Below are 17803 nucleotides of genomic sequence, written 5' to 3'. Positions count from 1 at the left end.
TAGATGAAGAGATTACACCGAACAACAATAGGTTACCGTCGGTTATGGGCAATGGTCTGTACATTGTTACTCACAATGGCTTATATCGGACAGAGCCAGGCCGTGATTGTTACTGCCAGCTGTAACGCCGGCACCATTACTGCCGGGCCTTATATTATTTCAGCTATGCCGACTAATTTGACCGATGGTTTTGTGATAGCAAAGAGGGTGATGACCACTTCGTTTACCTATAACAAGACGGGGACGGCAGCTGACCAATTAATCGTTGGTGGTTGGTATACTCAGGGTACGATGAATAGCATCCATAGAACTATCCCGGTGTTAGGGGCAAGCGGCATAGGTTTTCGTATGACCAATATGGGCAATAGCCCTGGAGGTTCAGTCAGCACAACTGCGTTCAATATATTAAATACCCGTACAGTCCAAACCGCCGGTAATCAATTAATAGCGACCGAGACTTGGTTACAAGAATTTGTGGTTACCAACGCCCAAGTCTATAGCGGTGGTAAAGTAACAGGTATCGCTGGAGCCTTACTGAATCTTATTTTTGGTAATACCAATACCTGGAATGATAAGAATCTGCTGCCCGGTGGTAGTCGCTGTACTGCTTTCCATATCTTGATGGGCCAGGATATTATCGCACCAGAAGGCGGCGGCAATATTCTGCCCGAATTACCGCCACCAGCTAACCCAACTTGCGATTTAGGTGGCGTCAATATAGAGGTGGGCTTACCGGAGGCAGAATCATCCTCATTGCTCAAAGAGGGAGATATCAGCGGCGGTAAGTCATTTAGCATCCCGCTAGGGAATTGCGGTAAAGATGCAAAACCCTATATCACCTTTACAGACAGTAATAACAAATCCAATCGTACCAATATCTTATCATTATCACCGAGCAGTACCGCCAAAGGCGTTGGTATTGTGCTGGAGAAAAGTGATAGCAGCCAGGTGCAATTAGGGGCGCAAAATACCACCGTGAGCAGTAGTAATGTCGGCCAATTTTTAGTGGGAACCTCAACATCTGAGGGTGGTTCCGTTCCTTTAAACCTGACCGCAAAATATATTCGCACCAAAGGTGAATTAGGCACAGGTGGTGTTAAAGCCGATGCAATATTTACCGTGGCTTATCCTTAAAATATCACACCATCTTTTCTTTATTATCTTGATGGATATTTATCGTATTGGGTCAGTTATTTATTAATATATTGTCACTTACCCCAGGGAAATGACAATTAACTTACAAAATAATTAAAAAGAGCGATTACATGTATAATATAATTATCTTTAGTGGTTGTGGACTCATTCGATTCTCATTACAAAAAACCGTTACCGACGTTATGAGGAAAGATATTTTTTCGACTAACACTATCAATACTTTTGTGTGCTCAGAATTTGACAGTTTTATCGATTTATTAATTCAAAAAAATGAAGTGATATGTATTTTTGATGTTGATGGCATCAGCATAAAAAATCAGGAAAAGGTCTTTTCTTTAATTCGCGCGCGCTTTGGAGAATCATCTCTAATGGTATTGTGGAAAGGTTCTGAATTGAAGTTCTATTATGACTTTTTGCAGTCAAACACCCAATTTCTATTAAGTAAGTCAGCGACTACCAGTGAGATTGAGCACAATTTTTATCAATTAGTTAAGATGAAAAATAAAATAAAAGAGGGTAAAAAAAACTCGAATGTTAGACATAAAACCCCAAGCCGTCGTGGTTTAACTCATCGTCAACAACAAGTATTGAAGTTTATTATGCTTGGCATGAACAATAAAGACATTGCCGAACACCTAGGTATTAGCGATAAAACGGTCAGTGCACACAGAAAAAGCATCTACGATAAATATAACGTGAAAAATGAGATCAGTCTTTATTATAAAGTTAATGAGTCAATGCTACATTAATACACTTACTGGCGGGATGGTTCGTGCCCTGATTGAAAAGGCTCAGAGTAATATTCTCACGCACCTCTGAGCCTGATTTTATCTGCTAAATTGCAGGCAGTTATCTGCCAGCATTACATTTTTTTATCTTGAATTTCAAAACGCGGTGCAACAAAGCCATAGAGTGTCCACCCGAGGAACGTCACGATAGCACCATACATCATGGCTTCTTCACCGGATGAATACAGAGCATAGAAGCTATATAGAGCACCAATTAGTGCAATGATATTGGCTGCCCGAGCTTTGGCCGAATCTACCTTAGCCACTTTCTGAATGATAATCAGCGCCGCCATCGACAAGATATAAGGAATAATATTGGTGACCACCGCCAGATTAACCAGCACGTTAAACTGTTTATTCAGTGAAGGGCTGATGGTCATCAAAGACAGCACCGTCTGAATAACCACAATAACGAGCATGCCTTTGATGGGTGCTTCTGCTTGACTGATTTTGGAGAATACTTTCGGGAAATAACCTTCATCGGCAGAGGATTTAAACACCTGGGCAATAGTAAATTGCCAGCCGAGCAAGGAACCGCAGCAAGACATCACCATCAGCGCCATAATAATTTTACCCACGGTAGGGTCAAACATCTGGGCGAAGGCCAGACCAAAAGGTGCGGTAGAATTCGCCAAATCCATATTCGGCACAATACCGGCAATCACATTGGTTGAAACGATGTAAATCACCGCTGTACCCAGTGTTCCGCCCAGCACCGCGATAGGGACATTTTTCTCCGGATTTTCCACTACATCAGTGTTGGCGCAAGCGGACTCCAACCCCAGAAATGCCCACAAAGTCATGGCAATAGAAGCACCAATAGCTTCAAATGTCGGTACATGATGAGGGTTCCAGGACTCGACATACAGGGTCGGGCTAAACCAGAACCAGCCAATAACGGACAACCCCACTACCGGGATGATAACCCCCCAGACGGTAATTTCACTGATCTTACCGGTAATACGTGCACCACCGAAGTTAGCAACAGTACACAGCCACAACACACCTATTGTTGCCAGACAGATCCCCAACGGACTCAACTCTGCCCCCATCAACTCAGTACCGTAACCCACCGCCGAAATAGCAATGGCTACGTTAGCAATCAATAACGACACACCATAGGTATAGTTGGCCATAAAGTTGCCAGACTTACCGAAAGCATATTCCGCATAACCGCCCATACCGCCCGACTTACGGCTAAACATCCCGCATTTGGCGAATGCATAGGCCAACGCCATCGACCCCACAGCGGTCACTAACCACGAAACGATAGAGATAGTCCCGACTTCTGCCAGTTTGGTTGGCAGCATGATGATCCCGGACCCCATCATATTCACCGCAGTCAAAATGGTGAGCTGAACAACGCCCATTTTGTTCGATTTAGACGCACTCATTATCCTTACTCTCTGTAAAAATTGAGAAAGCGGAGAGCATGGCTGGATGCACAACTCTAGAGCCACGCCCTCCGCAGTTTTGGTTATCAAAAAATCAATTTGGCTCAATACGTAGCCAACAACTTATTGTTTGATGACATAGCCATAAGCACGTTTACGGCCATCAGCGTCTTGCTGGATATAGACCCCCTGCAGCTCAGGCGCAAAGCCCGGTAACAGGTTAATGCCCTCTTCCAACGCCAGGAAGTAACGCTGTACTGAACCACCCCATACTTCACCGGGAACGACACACAGAATGCCGGGTGGATAAGGCAGTGCACCCTCGGCGGCGATACGGCCTTCTATCTGATCCAATGCCACCAACTCGATATTGCCACGGACAAATTCGATATGTGCTTGTTGCGGATTCATTACTGCTTTCGGGAAATGCGCCTTACGGAACATCTCTTTCTGCAACTCTTTCACATTGTGGCTGACATACAGATCATGCATTTCCTGACACAGCTGGCGGATGGAGTACCTCTGATAACGCGCTTCGTTAGCCTGATAGATTGACGGTAACACTTCAGCTAACGGCGCATCTTGTTCTAACAGGCGCTCAAAACGCGCAATCTGAGCAACAAGATGCTGCATCTTGGCCATATCTTCCGCTGGGGTCAGCAGGAACAGAATCGAGTTAAGATCGCATTTTTCCGGCACGATGCCATTTTCACGCAGGAAGTTCGCCAAAATGGTGGCCGGAACACCAAACTTCTCATACTCGCCGGTCTGCACATTGATACCCGGTGTGGTCAGCATCAGTTTGCATGGGTCGACAAAATATTGATGTTCAGCATAGCCCGCAAAGGAGTGCCAAGGTTCCCCCGGAACAAAGGCAAAGAAGCGCAGATCATTGGCCATTTGGTCGGTATCGAACTCCTCCCACCGACGGCCATCAATAGTTTCTGGCACAAACGGGCGAATGTGTTGGCACAGCTTCAGCAACTGTTTACGGGTTTCGATCCCCAGCTTGACGCAGTCCATCCACATGCGCTTACCGCTTTCACCTTCATGCATTCTGGCATTCACATCCAGCGCAGCGAATAGCGGATAGAATGGGCTGGTTGAGGCCTGCATCATAAACGCGTTATTCATTCGTTTATGATTCACATAGCGCGCCTGACCTTTGATATGTTTATCTTTTTTGTGGATTTGCGAAGTCTGAGAGAAACCAGCCTGCTGCTTGTGGACAGATTGAGTTACCAGAATACCCGGATCGTTTTCATTCAATTCCAACAGCAGTGGAGAACAATCTTTCATCATTGGGATGAACTGTTCGTAACCCACCCATGCAGAGTCAAACAGAATGTAATCACACAGATGACCAATCTTATCCACCACTTGACGAGCGTTATAAATCGTACCGTCATAGGTGCCCAACTGAATAACAGCCAACCGGAATGGCCGTTGCTCTGTGGCTCGCTCTGGTGCCACTTCACGAATTAAATTGCGCAGATATTTCTCTTCAAAGCAGTGCGAATCGATACCACCGATAAAACCAAACGGGTTACGCGCGGTTTCCAAATATACCGGGGTCGCGCCCGCTTGAATTAATGCACCATGATGTACCGACTTATGGTTATTACGATCAAAAAGAACTAAATCACCTGGGGTCAATAAAGCGTGTAGTGCAACTTTATTTGAAGAGGAGGTTCCGTTCAGAACAAAGTAGGTTTTATCGGCATTAAAGACTTTTGCCGCGTGTTGCTGTGCTGCACAAGGTGCCCCTTCATGAATAAGCAGGTCACCCATGGAAACATCAGCATTACATAAATCTGAGCGGAATAAGGTCTCACCAAAATAATCAAAGAATTGGCGGCCAGCGGGATGACGGCGGAAGAATTGCCCGCCCTGATGCCCTGGGCAATCAAACGCTGCATTCCCCTGTTGTACATATTCCACTAAACTGCCGAAAAACGGCGGCAGGACTTCTTTTTCATATTTGGTCGCAGCAGCTTCCAGTTGTTTACCATAAAAATCATTATTGCCATCATTCAATTCAAATACGCTGGTTACCCGCGGTAGAATTTCAGCGGGTAACTCTTCTCGATGGCAAACGGCAACGAATATCGGCAGACCAAAACCAGTTTGTTCTATCCTGTCGAGTAGCCCCGTCACGGCATCATCTACGGAAATAACGACGGCGGAGACATCAGTGAAATTTGTATCATGAATATCAACAAGTTCGCGTTCAGTAGTAAAGCAATGTGCTGTATTGGCACTGAACGCAACTTTTAATTTTTTCATATTACCTATCTCTTTATTTATCTATGGCAAAGCATAACCACAGAACCAAAGTGTTATTGGCTCTGACGATAAGACACTGTTATCCGTAATAATTGAGTTTATGAAATTGAGGAGGGGAACAGCCTGAGGTAAAACAGATGGAAATCAAAACAACTGCGTTGCGATAGCATGACCAGATGAATCACGCGTTGGATATGTGAGCAAAATTTATGTTGGTATTTCATCGCCTATTTCCTTTCACCTCTCTTGTTGCGGAAATCGGGATTATTGGAATCAATTGATAGCCCGGAAATATTATCTAATCCATTTTTGAAAATTCAAGCCATTTTTTACAAAAAAAATAAAATTAACTGTATTTTTACTTCTTAATTTCTCACTAAAATAGGAATATTACGATTAGTTAACGGGTCAATAAAAAATCATTAAAATAAGGTATCAATAAGGCCGCCTTCCCTGCCAGCAGTAATAAAGAGATACCTTAAAATATTCAGGCGATCAGCGAGTGACTTCTTCCAGGTAATCCAATACATCTTGTACCCGATACCATGTCATCCAGGTTTTATCGTCCAGTGGATGTTCGGTATATTTTTCCACTGCTGACACCAATTCCAGCATCTCCAGAGAGTCGAGATGAAGATCGACAATCAGACGCGATTGCATATCCCAATTTTGGGTCGCGCCCGAGTAGGCGCGAATCTGGGTTAGTTCTGACTTAAGCCAGCACTGATGGGGGCTTTCTGATTTCATCACTTAGCCTCTGACGGGTTATTGGGTTGCTGACTATTGGTGAATTTATCTGCGCGATATCGATCTTTCTCAGTAAGAACGCGAGTCTGCGCCCCTTCTTGAGTCAATACCACATTAGCACCCTTATTATTGATCCAGGATTGTGTCAGCTCTGGGATCGAGGGATTTTTCCCAACCCCAACAAATTGATTACCCTGAGCATTAACTGAAGTAGAACTTTTTGGCTGCGAGCCTCCCAATCGGTAAGCTAATTTACTACTCAACTCGCGCGTCTGTGCACCTTGTTGCGTCAGTGTCACCACAGAATCATGGTTCGCCAGCCCGGATTGTGTTGACGCCGAGGCTGCCTCCACCTTCATACCAAATGAAGTCCCCTGGGCATTAAGATGCTTCTCAGCTACAACCTTAGCGGGAGTCGCACGATAAGTATCATCAGCAGTTTGCTGCAATGTTCCATCTGAGTTGACCTGAATATCCAGCGTAGTCATAAAGTTAGGTTCTTTCCCTGGGACGAGTAAATCCGCTTTGTAACTCACCTGAGGCGCATCTTGCCTGACCTGCCGAGTTTCACCGATACTGCGTGAAGAGGTTGTTACAGCATCCGATTTCCCCATTCCGGCAAATAAAGTCCCCTGCGCATTGACCGAGGTGGGTTGTTTTGATGGTGAGTCACCCAGCCCATAAGCCTGTTTTCGACTGAGATCACGAGCCTGTCCACCTCGAGTCAATATCACTTCAGAACCTGACTTATCCCGCGAGGATGACACTGTGTCTTCAGTATCGGCTACAGTCTTGGCAGAATTAAGAGGCTCGTCGGCCTCAGCCATAGCAGGAACTGCATGATAAATGCCATCTGTGTCTTCCGGTGTTTTGTCTGAATTCAACGCATTATCCGACACAGGGATATCTCTTGCTGTGGATAAACCCGATGTATTGTTCACTTGAGGTGCATCTTGCTCAGCCTTATCCGCCCCACGTATTGGTGCAGGTGCAGGGTTCTGTTGCCCAAACCCAACAAATTGATTACCAAAACTATTTAGCGAAGCGGGCTGTTTTTTCTCCACGCCATCCTGCCCATAAGACTGTTTTCGGCTAAGATCACGAACCAGCCCATCGTTGGTCAGTGATACCTTAGCATCCTTGCCTAACCATGATGGTGTTGGCCCTTTCATACCAAATAAAGTCCCGGAAGAATTAAGAGATTTATTGGTCGCGGAAGTGCTGGCAGAAGTAGCAGGTTTAAGATTATCTGGCGATGCTGATGCACTATCAACTTCGTCGAATGCTTGAGTAGACGAGTCCGTCATATCTGCTTGTGTTTGAGAGGCTGTCGCGCTCTGCGGCTGGTTATTCTCAGGTTTGGTTGTCGTCTCTGTACCTGATATATTTATAGTTTCAGTCGAAATATAAGTGCGGGTAGATGGCGGCGAACCATAATAATAATTATTTGTCGTCGTAATATTAGTAATATTCGGTGCGACAGGCTCAGGCTTGGCTGTATTATTACCATTAGCGGGAGCGGGTTGCGCTATATCTTGGTCGACTGCAATACCATCAACTGGTGATGAAGGTGCATCTGGCGTTGCAATATCGGGCATCAACCCAGCTATTATTTGCGTTTTTTGCTCCAATGCCGCGAGTAGTGAATACATTACCATCACTTTATCGCCTTTCTTGGTATGTTGTGCAAACTGCGCCTTCAACGTATCAATCGTATTATTGTTAGTGGTGTTTTGCCCATCATAGAGATATTCGACGGCTCCCTCGGGATTCTTCCTTAGCCCTTCCAGAATACCAGGTGACAACTTGCCCTCAAGTTTGGAAATAATATCCGAACAGACATCTTTCTTCAGATAGTCAGCACAAAACTTAGTTAAGTTATCTGATTTATTGTTTTCCCCAGATAACCCCAGCTTTTCCGAAAGGGCAGAGGTCAATGTCTTTAACGCCTTATATGCAGAATTCTTTTTTTCAGTAGACCCCGGCGACTGGGAGAAGTTATCCATCGCTTGATAGAAAGCTGTTGCTTTGCCTATTAAGGCTTTATCTTGCATATCCGCAGGAACAGCATTAAATAATGCCAGCGCTACTTTAGTACCCTGCTCTATGGTAGAGTTTTTTAAATCACGGCCGTAGCCATGATTCATCACTTGGGTTAACTTCTCCAAATTACCAATCCTGGCTCCATGTTTTTGCAAACTGGTGAAAAAGACCTCCATATGTTTGGCCTTGTTTACCTCACCTAATGGCTGCCCATTAGCAGAACTTTGGCTGAAATGAAGAACGCTATCACTATCAACCGCAGAGGAACCAGGGAATTGTAAAGGGGTAACTGAAACTCCGGAGAGGTTTCCCGCCAAAGAGTTTTCATTACTGGGGGACGCTCTACCAGAATCAGTCCGTGAGGAAATTGGACTTACAGCAGTGCGTACTAAAGACTGCGGCGCAATCATAAATAATCTACCTTATATAAACAGCTTAAAAATTTTGTAATACAACAGTGCGCACCGGTTGCAAAAAAAATATCCAGCACTCTGCGGTATACCGTGCTCTTAATATTTTTAGACGATCATATTATTACTGGTTTGCGTCACGCTGCTCGAATAAGTAGCAGGCCATAAACCCTGCTACTTTATTTAAAATATTATTTAATTCATATAACCAGCATTATAACGATGTAAATCTTCTGTGATTTTAGTTAGCAATTGGATCATGGTTTCAAAGCTACTATTATCCTGTCGAAAAACTTCCACCAATCGCGATACACTACTACTTACCGCATTTTTTTGACTATCCAGGGAGGATTGTAAACTTTGAAAAACTTGTGTAAGCATATCTCCTCCATTCCATCCGGTATTGAGGTCAGCTACAGTTGAATATATTTTCCTGATAGGATCTAAATTAGGAAGAATTTGAATTTCACCACCAGCAATTTGTTTTATGATAAAATCATTGCCCAGTTTATTTTTCCAAAAATCAAATGCTTTACTGTCTCCTTTAAAAGTATAAAGAGGTGTTGTGGTATCGTTATTAGGAGACCAACTCCAATAATCATCGGTGCCACTTACTGTAAAACTTGTATATTTCCCAAAAACCTTGTCCATTTCCTGTACAAAAGCCAGAGGTTTGAATTCTATTTTTCCATCCTTACCCGCTTCCATAAACTTACTGATTGTACCCAGTGCGTTATTGGTATCTTTCATAAACACTGCGGCTGCTTTATTAATTTCGACATACGGTGCCTGAAAATCCGAATGTATTGAATCAATCAGATTTTCCAGTGTTGCAATATGAGCTGGTGTTCCCTTATTACCGGCTGCTACAGTCAACTTTCTTTGTGCAGCGCTGTAAGCATCGCTATTCATACTTGCCCGGCGCGATAGCCCCCGCGTCTCCAGCTCTTCCGATGATACTGGGGACTCGAACAGATGAGAATTACTGTCTGCTATCTGTTGCGCCAAAGCATAAGGATCGTCCTGAGGTTGCTGCAATGCTGAGAAATCCCAATCGGATAGCGGCATCGTCTGCGCACCCGCTCCAGGGCTATGGGCCAGAGGCATTTTCATGCCGAACATAGATTCCAGAGCCTGTTGTGGTGATGAAATAGAAGTTGTCATATTGATTCCCTATTTAAGCGCGAACCAGGGCCAGGCCAGCTTGGAGGGTGCCGTCGCGCATCGCACTGATATGCTGACGTATCTCTTTCACGTTCTCGGTACTCTTATCAATCTGTCTCTCTTTATCACTGGCAATACCGCGCGCCACCTCTGCCACAGAGTTTTGGATCATTTTATCCGCTTCAGCCTGTTTGACTTCCACCATATTAGAAGCGTTGACCAACTGACCGGCGTTATCGGACATACGTGTCATTTGCTCAGTTACACTGCCCATAGTGCGATATTTATTGGTTTGCTGTTCGTATTTCTGATTATGCAGATCGGCATTGTTCTGTGCTTCATTCACTCGCTGTTGCTGTTGCTGCTTAAATTGTGCCTGTTCAGCTTTAGTTGGTGTCGCGACCTGTTTCAGTGTTTGCCCATCCGGGCCAGTACGGTTGATAACATTCTTAGCTGGCGCCCCCATTTGATGTATCTCTAGTGAGAGTTTCTTGGCATCAGCACCGTGCTGATTAGCGGGTTTCAAATGGTTCTTAACTGCCTGACTCTGCTTAAATAAACCGCCCGCCTGCAGACCTGTTCCTACCGCGGTAATCGCCATAGATGTGGCAAAGCCGATAACAGCACTATGGTAGATTTGTTTCCCTTCGCGGATAGTGGAATCCGCTGCTTTCAGTGTCATATCAGCACTTAAAGAAGCAAACATGCTATTAATTTGGCGCTCAGAGGTATTGAGTTCAGCCATAACCTCGCGCAGTAGGTTGAGCAAGAAACTCATCATGCTATTAGTCTGAATACCGACAAATTCACGCTGTTTGGTCGCATCCGGAGATTCAATTTTATTGTTCCCTTCCTCCAGAGTTATCCCGACGCTATTGGCTTCTTTCAGCAAAGCGCCACCCAGCATCATCTGAGCGGCCGATGCCAAATTGCGTTGTTCCACATCGTCCGTCGCCAGTGCATCAAACAGGGCACGGTTACTCGAACTCTTTTCGAGTTTAGCCTCCTCCCGTTGTAATACCGTCGTCAGTGCTTGTTGGAATTTTGCTGCCACGGGTAAAGAGGTAATCGGCAAATCATCCAGGCTTATGATCTTGTCAGGCGCATCAAGCCCATCAAGTTGTGTCAGCATCTGATCATGATTCATCGCCACCTGCGGCACCATCAATTGTGGTTTTCCGGCGGTATTAGCAACATCGGAGGTTATTGACTTAACATCGTGCAGTCCCAGCTTGCTGGCGCTATGTTGCTCGGCATCAACGGACGCTGGCAGCAGAGCCAGGTTGGGGTTAGTATTGATGCTAAAATGATTTTGGGTTTGTTGGATAGTTGTCATAAATAGTTTCTCCTAAGATTAAACAAAGCTGCTGCTTGCCATCATGTTGGCTTTGGCTTTGCCGGATTCATTCAATGCCGTGAGCATGCCTTCGAACATCTCATTAATTTGGTCATAGCCTTGCGACATGCTCTTAATCAACGCTTTCAATAAATCATCCAGTGCCTGGATAATGGCGTTATTCAGCATCATGCCCGCCAGCATCTCTTTCATATCGCGGGTCATGCTGCTGGAATATAAATTCAGCCCACCGCTGACTGCAGTCTTGGTCACGCCAAGAGCCATGTTGGCACCATTAAGGCCCATTTCGACTTTACGCGCGGTCACATTGGTAACTCTACTCACGTCGTCAGCTTTATCGGCAATCTTCGCCAATGGCTTGCTGAGGTTAGTGGCCTTGCTGCCCAATTTGCCAGCGGTACTGATGAAATCACGCGGTAGCGCTTTCACTGCGCTTTTCATCAGGTTAGCCACCTGCTTACTGGCGTTTTTGGCAAAATTCACTGCCGTCTGACCGATATTTTTGGCAAATGATGACAACGAAATGAGAGAAATCGCGAGGAAAGCAACGGCCGCTAATACCATGCCCACAATGCTGCCGATCTCTTTGGCTTTTTCTTCCGGTACTCCGCAGGCAACTAGCATATTGGTGATACCGGTTGAGATTTCTGCCGCCAACATCTGCATCAAACTACCGTTGCCAGTCTCCTCCAGAATGATATCGGCCACTGTCATGGCGATACCAATTGCCGCAATAGCCAACGTCAGCGGCCCGGCAGTTCCCAAGGAAGCGATGGTTGCCACAACCGATACTGCCAACATGATGTAACCAAAGATTTTACTGGTGCAGGAAGACGCTTTACTCGCCTCATCAGCTTTAGCCTGAGCCGCTTCCGCTTCTTTAGCTTTTTTCGCTGAGTCTTTACGCGAGGCTTCACTGATGGTATCCATCACTTCCTGCTGCTTGCGCATACTTTTAATCGAGTCGTCGTTCATCGCCTTCTTCAACTGCGCAGTCAGTAGTGTCAGCACCGATAGCGCATTCTCCCAACGCTCACCGTCTATCTGCGGCGGACGAGTAGCATCATCAATAAAGTTATTAATTTCGATGCGATGATTATTTGCTTTTTGCGAAACAGCGACAGACTCATTCAGGGCCTGCTCATAAACCCCTTGAAGCTGCGTACTGCTGAGTACAGCGACATCAAGTTTGCTCTCCAATACTGTGATGCTATTGGACAACTTCTGTTGATTTACCTGTAAGGCATTTAGCCTAATGTTTAGCTCGGTAACCTTATCGGTCAGTAGCTGATGTTGCGCCTGCTGTGCTTGGGTTTGCGGCGGCGTGGGGAGTGCTTTCAGTTCCGATGTCGCCTGCTCCAGTTTCAGCTGAGTTGCAGCTAATTTCTGTTGATTACTACTGGATTTTGTCTGTAGCCCTTGTTGCTCTTTCGTCAGCTCAGCTACCGCCCCTTTGCTTTGTAGCCAGCTCTGTTCACAGTCCTTAACCTTACCATCGGCGATTTTTAACTCATTGGTACTGTCTTCAAATGCTGATAACAGCTGTTCTCCTTGTGCCTGCAGAGCAGAGGATTCTGAGTTAATCATTTTCAGGCGGCTGCGTAATTCGTCCATGTTGCCATCATTTAATAACTGACGCAGTGTCGCTATTGACCCTATCAACGATGCCGCGGCATTAAAGCTGGCGCGGTTTTTCGGAGAGTTAGCCCCCGAACCTGCACTGGCACCAGCGGCTTCTTGTGAGTGTTGTTGGGTTTCCGTCTGAGCATTGGCCTGTGCAAGAGTCATCCTGGGTGCTGCCAGTCGTGGTGCCCCCTCTTTGGCTGAACGTCGTTCTTGCTCCGTTGAAACCAATTCCCGGCAAGCATCCTCCAGACCCAGAAGGTTTTTGGTACTATCATCACGTATCTGGTTAATATTCACACCTTGCGTAAAGGTGCGAATATTATTGATTCGTTCACTGCCACTCTGCGTTATATTTGCCATATAATACTTTTACCTTATTGAATCAGAGTTATTCTTCTGCTGGTTCATTTTCTGTCAGATTTTTCTTTAATGCGGTTAAATATACGGAGGATTTTTGTTGTAACTCCGAATCATTACTTTTATTAAAGGTACTTTCAAAACAATGCAACGCAGCACTACTTTTTTTCAGCATTAAATTACACTGTCCGGCATGAAATAATGGGCGGTAATCATCTTTTGCCAAAACAAAAGCCAGTGAATAGAGTTCTGCCGCTTTTTCATAACGTTTTGTTAGCTGATAAACTGCCGCCAGCCCCATAACATAATCAGTATTATAAAAATCATAAATACTGAGGAAACGGAAAAACGTTTCGGCCTCACTTAATTTACCTTGTTGATAAAACTCATAGGCGTAAGCATAAAGTCCATCCATTGTACTTTGTGGAATACCATGAATATCTTTATAACTGGCGCCATCCATTAATGCCTGGCAAAGCTCATCAAAAACAACATCCATATCTTCAGTCTGATTTTGTTCTGCATCATGTTTCTGGTTCATATACTTTTTCCTAATTAATAATATGAGAGTTATGATGCAGTGCTGATGTTTGCATCATAAATAGTTAGAACGGTTAGTTCTTATAAAAAACGATTCAAGTTAATTTTGCTGGCTATCGTTAGTCTCTTCCTGGGCAGCCTGATTGGTAGCAATATTGGCCTCCAGTTGCGCCAGTGCAGCATCGACATCAATGCCCATATTTTCCAGCTCAATGCGTATCAACCAGTGAATGATGGACATCACATCATCCAACCCTTGCTCATCAATAAAGCTGTTTTTACGATAATTGCGCCATATTTGCCGCGCTAAAGGAATATCCCTAATTACCGGCACCCCTTGGCTTTCGGCATAGGCAATAATGGCTTTTGCCTGGAGGCCTTGAGTTTTCATCATAATATATGGTAGCGGGGCTATTTCAGTATTGTAATAAATTGCCATCGCAATATGCGTTGGGTTTGCCATAATAAAGTTTGAGTCACGAACATCCGCTTTAACTTCTTCTGACAATAACTCCTGATGCAACCCTCTACGAGCACTTTTAATATGGGGATCACCATCATTATCTTTGTGTTCTTTTTTTACCTCCTGCTTTTCCATTTTCAAATCTTTCATAAACAGGAAAAACTCAGTCAAAGTATCAATTAACAAAATTATCAATGCCACTGCCAAAAACACGATAATAAACGTAATACACAAACTCCCCCACTGACCGATCATTCCATTAATTGTCGTGCGGTAGAGCATAAATATCTCTTGTCGCCAGAAAATAAAGAACAACGCAGCAGAAGCACCAAATACTAATAAATACAGAAACGCTTTCACCAGTTCTTTTAATGAACGCAGTGAAAATATTTTTTTAAATCCAGAAATCGGATTTAAGTGAGAAAAATCAATTTTTATCGCTTCAGTTGCTAAACGAAAACGGCTCTGTAATAACGAAATAATGGCTCCGGGTAAAAAGCAGGCCAACAATACCGGGACAACTGCCATTAAAAACAAGCTATACAACTTATCCAGTAAGGCCTCGACCCCCATCGCAGTGGGTGAGAGCAAAATCCTTTGCATTAAACTGCCGAGGCCCATCAAACTGGAAAAACCTGACACCGCAAAAGCCCCGGCAACCAAGACTACTGCTGCAACCATATCCTTACTTTTAAAACTTTGCCCTTTCTTCGCCGAGTCACGAATCTTTTTGTCTGTGGGCTTTTCTGTTTTTTCAGCCATGAGAAATCTCCGCTCTTATTACTGCGCCACACCAAATATGTCGCGCAACGGACTCAGGGAGATCATATTAGCCAGCATGGACGGCACCTCATTCTGGAAATAGAGCAGGAAGACCATAAATGCAACCGCAGATTTAATCGTTAATGATAATGAAAAGGCATTGAGCTGCGGGCAAAAACGGGAATATAGCCCCAACGCTACCTCAGTAATAAACAACGTCACCAGAATAGGAGCAGCCAATATAATGCCCTGCACCACTAACTGATTAAGCCAACGCCCCAACGGCAGGCTGTCAAAATGAGTGAATCCACCAGCAAACGGTAACAACCGGTAACTCTCGGCAAGGGTCTGCGCCAATTGATACATTCCCCCCTGCGCCAGAAAAATCATCACCACAATATGGCTGACCAACACCGACATCTCTGACGATTCCACACCATTGGCAGGATCGATGGTATCGCTGATGGTTGCCCCGCGCTGGTTATCGATCAATTCACCGATAATATTCGCAATAAGAAACGGTAGGCTCAAAATAAACGCCAGCACCAGGCCGATCGCCAGTTCATATAGAATGACTTCACCGAGATTGATTTCTTCCCAGTTAAGTTCACGCGCCGAGAAAAAAGGCCACATCCCCAGAGCCAGAAAGATGGCAACACAGTTTTTAATCATGCCGCTGTTAAGCAATTTACTGCTGAGAAACGGCAGAAAAAAGAATAACGGTGCAATCCGTACCCAAGCTAACGCCAGCTTCATTAGCCCCATCTGAAATGCAGAATAGAGCGACACATAAAAAGCCAGCATATCCTGATTCATCACCCCACTCCCGCTGGTGACAATGCGATAGCTAACATTTCAGTGGCGTAGTTCATTATTTTGTCCGACAACCAACCTGAGATCATAAAAAGCGAGCCAAACACCGCGAGCAGTTTGATACCAAAAGGCAATGTCTGCTCTTGCAGCTGGGTCACGGTCTGAATCAGACCAACCAACAGGCCAACTGCCGTAGCTACCATCACTGGGATCGCCGACAGTATGACAATAAGCAACATGGCTTTATTACTGGCGTAAATAATTTGTTCCATAATTTTGTTACCTGGCTAATGCTGTGCCAGCTCCATGTATTGCATAATCAGTCCTTTGGAAATCAGCGTCCAACCGTCGATTGCCACGAACAAGATCAGTTTTACCGGAACAGAAATAGTGACCGGGCTCATCATCATCATCCCCAATGCGAGCAGAATGCTGGAGATAATCAGGTCTATCACCACAAAGGGCAGATAGATGTAAAAGCCAATCTCAAACGCCGACTTGATTTCACTTAATGCATAAGCAGGCAGTAGAGAAAACAGCGTGGGTTCGCGCGAATCTGCCTCAGCACTGGCTTCCTCTTCACTACGACCTTGTTGCAACGACTCAAAGAAGTTGAGCAATTCCGGGTCAGAATATTTCTTCAGATAGGACTTGTAACTGCCAAGCCCCCCTTCGACAAAGTTATCCACCGAATCAACATTGCTGAAATCCACCTTTTCGGTGCGCATATATTGATTTACATCCTGAATCACCGGCATCATCACAAACAGTGACAACAATAGTGCAATCCCGTTAAGCGTCAGACTGGAAGGCACCTGTTGCACCCCCATGGCATTACGTACCATGATCAGCACAATTGATATTTTCAGGTAACAAGTTCCCGCCGCGATAACAAAAGGCAGTAACGTCGAAAATGCGATAATCGCCAGTAAGGGGATATCCCCCGGTATCGTTGGCATAACTTATGACCCCAGGTTGCCCTGGTTCGCCAACTTTGTGACCTCCAGACCCAGTTCTTCACCATCATCGATATAAATAAGTTCGCCTTCTGCCACCAATTGTTTATTGGCGTAGACTTTCACTTCCCGGTCTTTATCTGCACCCAACGAGTACACAGCACCAGGCTGAATATGCGCCAATTCTTCAAACGGAATTTCACTGTGGCCCAGGACAAAGGTTAATTTCACAGTCAGTTTGGCAGCATCAAAGCGGCCAGGTAAGCTCTCTGGCAGCACCTCTTCCAATGTGGGCGCCATCTCTTGCGCTTCCTGCTCATTATCAATATTTTCTTCTATCACGAACTCGCCCTCTTGCTGTTTCTGAAAGCGGGCCACCGGGCGGCCCGCTACGTTTAAGCACAATTGCAATTGCTGAATACAGAGCACATCGCGCAACGCTAATGATTGCAATAATCCGGCGCTGATGTGGCTGTATCCCAACACCCAGTCAACTTGCTGAGTCACACTTTTCCATAATTGCTGCCCTGCGGGCTGGCTCTCAAGCCGGCTGAAAGGTGAGGCTAGCAGCACCGTCCCCAACACTGGTTCTGCCACGGTTAGCCAAGGCTGGTTGACTTCTTCACCATCAACAATCTCAAGATTTTCCACACGGAATTCAGCGGAAAAAAAAGTACGCCCACTGTTTTCTTGAGTAAAAATTCCGGTCAGGCTTTGGTTATCCAGCCCCTGCCAGGCACAACTTTTCAGTTCTGGCCAACGAAAGCGACACCAATTGTCGACCGACACCAGCGCCGAAATTTTTTCAGTGACACTGCTCAGTTCCAGTCGGAAATAACGTTCATCAGCCTGTGGCGTGATAGCGTTTCGATCCGGTTGATAGCGCTGCTGCCAGCGCGTAACCTGAATGTGGCGCGTACTGAGTCGACGGATATTGAGCAT

Annotated in this window: 15 protein-coding genes; 2 read left to right on the top strand and 13 right to left on the bottom strand. The window is 45.2% G+C overall.

The genetic code is table 11. The features are described from left to right. Window positions 1-3 precede the first annotated feature (3 nt). Window positions 4-1134 (top strand): fimbrial protein, encoded by a 1131-nt coding sequence (locus FTB31_RS10875; RefSeq protein WP_139343731.1) that lies wholly within the window; start codon window positions 4-6, stop codon window positions 1132-1134. Between the two features lie 131 nt (window positions 1135-1265). Continuing rightward, window positions 1266-1904, top strand: coding sequence for a helix-turn-helix transcriptional regulator (locus FTB31_RS21520; protein ID WP_077295371.1), 639 nt, complete (start codon window positions 1266-1268; stop codon window positions 1902-1904). Window positions 1905-2017: 113 nt separating this feature from the next. Here FTB31_RS21520 and potE read toward each other — a convergent pair whose 3' ends face one another. From potE to FTB31_RS10805, 13 genes are all read right to left on the bottom strand, one after another. After that, window positions 2018-3337 carry a putrescine-ornithine antiporter gene (gene potE, locus FTB31_RS10865; protein WP_077175104.1) on the bottom strand — a complete coding sequence of 440 codons (1320 nt, stop codon included), beginning with the start codon at window positions 3335-3337 and terminating at the stop codon, window positions 2018-2020. Window positions 3338-3460: 123 nt separating this feature from the next. Then, window positions 3461-5623, bottom strand: coding sequence for an ornithine decarboxylase SpeF (gene speF / locus FTB31_RS10860; protein WP_227723100.1), 2163 nt, complete (start codon window positions 5621-5623; stop codon window positions 3461-3463). Between the two features lie 495 nt (window positions 5624-6118). After that, window positions 6119-6370: an acyl carrier protein gene (locus FTB31_RS10855; protein ID WP_077175106.1), complete on the bottom strand. Its 252-nt coding sequence runs from the start codon at window positions 6368-6370 to the stop codon at window positions 6119-6121. Beyond that, the gene (locus FTB31_RS10850; RefSeq protein WP_227731369.1) at window positions 6370-8589 is read right to left on the bottom strand and encodes a hypothetical protein; all 2220 of its coding nucleotides are present in this window, start codon (window positions 8587-8589) and stop codon (window positions 6370-6372) included. The genes FTB31_RS10855 and FTB31_RS10850 overlap by 1 nt, the downstream gene beginning before the upstream one ends. Before the next feature lie 429 nt (window positions 8590-9018). Next, window positions 9019-9987 (bottom strand): IpaD/SipD/SspD family type III secretion system needle tip protein, encoded by a 969-nt coding sequence (locus FTB31_RS10845; RefSeq protein WP_227731368.1) that lies wholly within the window; start codon window positions 9985-9987, stop codon window positions 9019-9021. Window positions 9988-10000: 13 nt separating this feature from the next. Continuing rightward, window positions 10001-11323: an IpaC/SipC family type III secretion system effector gene (locus FTB31_RS10840; RefSeq protein ID WP_227731367.1), complete on the bottom strand. Its 1323-nt coding sequence runs from the start codon at window positions 11321-11323 to the stop codon at window positions 10001-10003. Window positions 11324-11341: 18 nt separating this feature from the next. Then, the gene (sctE, locus tag FTB31_RS10835) at window positions 11342-13330 is read right to left on the bottom strand and encodes a type III secretion system translocon subunit SctE (RefSeq protein ID WP_227723083.1); all 1989 of its coding nucleotides are present in this window, start codon (window positions 13328-13330) and stop codon (window positions 11342-11344) included. Between the two features lie 28 nt (window positions 13331-13358). Continuing rightward, a complete protein-coding gene (gene sicA, locus FTB31_RS10830; protein ID WP_077175111.1) occupies window positions 13359-13868 on the bottom strand; it encodes a type III secretion system translocator chaperone SicA in 510 nt (169 codons plus the stop codon). A 99-nt stretch (window positions 13869-13967) separates the two neighbouring features. Continuing rightward, window positions 13968-15092 (bottom strand): EscU/YscU/HrcU family type III secretion system export apparatus switch protein, encoded by a 1125-nt coding sequence (locus FTB31_RS10825; protein ID WP_227731366.1) that lies wholly within the window; start codon window positions 15090-15092, stop codon window positions 13968-13970. An 18-nt stretch (window positions 15093-15110) separates the two neighbouring features. Further along, window positions 15111-15908, bottom strand: a complete 798-nt coding sequence (gene sctT / locus FTB31_RS10820) for a type III secretion system export apparatus subunit SctT (RefSeq protein WP_077175113.1) — start codon at window positions 15906-15908, stop codon at window positions 15111-15113. Further along, on the bottom strand, window positions 15908-16177 hold the full coding sequence (gene sctS, locus FTB31_RS10815; protein WP_077175114.1) for a type III secretion system export apparatus subunit SctS: 270 nt from the start codon (window positions 16175-16177) through the stop codon (window positions 15908-15910). The genes sctT and sctS overlap by 1 nt, the downstream gene beginning before the upstream one ends. Before the next feature lie 15 nt (window positions 16178-16192). Beyond that, window positions 16193-16855, bottom strand: coding sequence for an EscR/YscR/HrcR family type III secretion system export apparatus protein (locus FTB31_RS10810; protein WP_175628099.1), 663 nt, complete (start codon window positions 16853-16855; stop codon window positions 16193-16195). 12 nt (window positions 16856-16867) lie between these two features. Beyond that, on the bottom strand, window positions 16868-17803 hold the full coding sequence (locus FTB31_RS10805) for a FliM/FliN family flagellar motor switch protein (protein ID WP_227723079.1): 936 nt from the start codon (window positions 17801-17803) through the stop codon (window positions 16868-16870).

This window comes from Yersinia proxima, assembly GCF_902170785.1.
GTDB lineage: Bacteria > Pseudomonadota > Gammaproteobacteria > Enterobacterales > Enterobacteriaceae > Yersinia > Yersinia proxima.
This window is presented reverse-complemented; position numbering and strand designations above follow the sequence as displayed.

Coding starts and splice junctions, on each gene's coding strand:
- FTB31_RS10875 (WP_139343731.1), top strand. CDS start 4: ATGAAGAGATTACACCGAACAACAATAGGTTACCGTCGGTTATGGGCA.
- FTB31_RS21520 (WP_077295371.1), top strand. CDS start 1,266: ATGTATAATATAATTATCTTTAGTGGTTGTGGACTCATTCGATTCTCA.
- potE (WP_077175104.1), bottom strand. CDS start 3,337: ATGAGTGCGTCTAAATCGAACAAAATGGGCGTTGTTCAGCTCACCATT.
- speF (WP_227723100.1), bottom strand. CDS start 5,623: ATGAAAAAATTAAAAGTTGCGTTCAGTGCCAATACAGCACATTGCTTT.
- FTB31_RS10855 (WP_077175106.1), bottom strand. CDS start 6,370: ATGAAATCAGAAAGCCCCCATCAGTGCTGGCTTAAGTCAGAACTAACC.
- FTB31_RS10850 (WP_227731369.1), bottom strand. CDS start 8,589: ATGGAGGTCTTTTTCACCAGTTTGCAAAAACATGGAGCCAGGATTGGT.
- FTB31_RS10845 (WP_227731368.1), bottom strand. CDS start 9,987: ATGACAACTTCTATTTCATCACCACAACAGGCTCTGGAATCTATGTTC.
- FTB31_RS10840 (WP_227731367.1), bottom strand. CDS start 11,323: ATGACAACTATCCAACAAACCCAAAATCATTTTAGCATCAATACTAAC.
- sctE (WP_227723083.1), bottom strand. CDS start 13,330: ATGGCAAATATAACGCAGAGTGGCAGTGAACGAATCAATAATATTCGC.
- sicA (WP_077175111.1), bottom strand. CDS start 13,868: ATGAACCAGAAACATGATGCAGAACAAAATCAGACTGAAGATATGGAT.
- FTB31_RS10825 (WP_227731366.1), bottom strand. CDS start 15,092: ATGGCTGAAAAAACAGAAAAGCCCACAGACAAAAAGATTCGTGACTCG.
- sctT (WP_077175113.1), bottom strand. CDS start 15,908: ATGAATCAGGATATGCTGGCTTTTTATGTGTCGCTCTATTCTGCATTT.
- sctS (WP_077175114.1), bottom strand. CDS start 16,177: ATGGAACAAATTATTTACGCCAGTAATAAAGCCATGTTGCTTATTGTC.
- FTB31_RS10805 (WP_227723079.1), bottom strand. CDS start 17,803: ATGCTCAATATCCGTCGACTCAGTACGCGCCACATTCAGGTTACGCGC.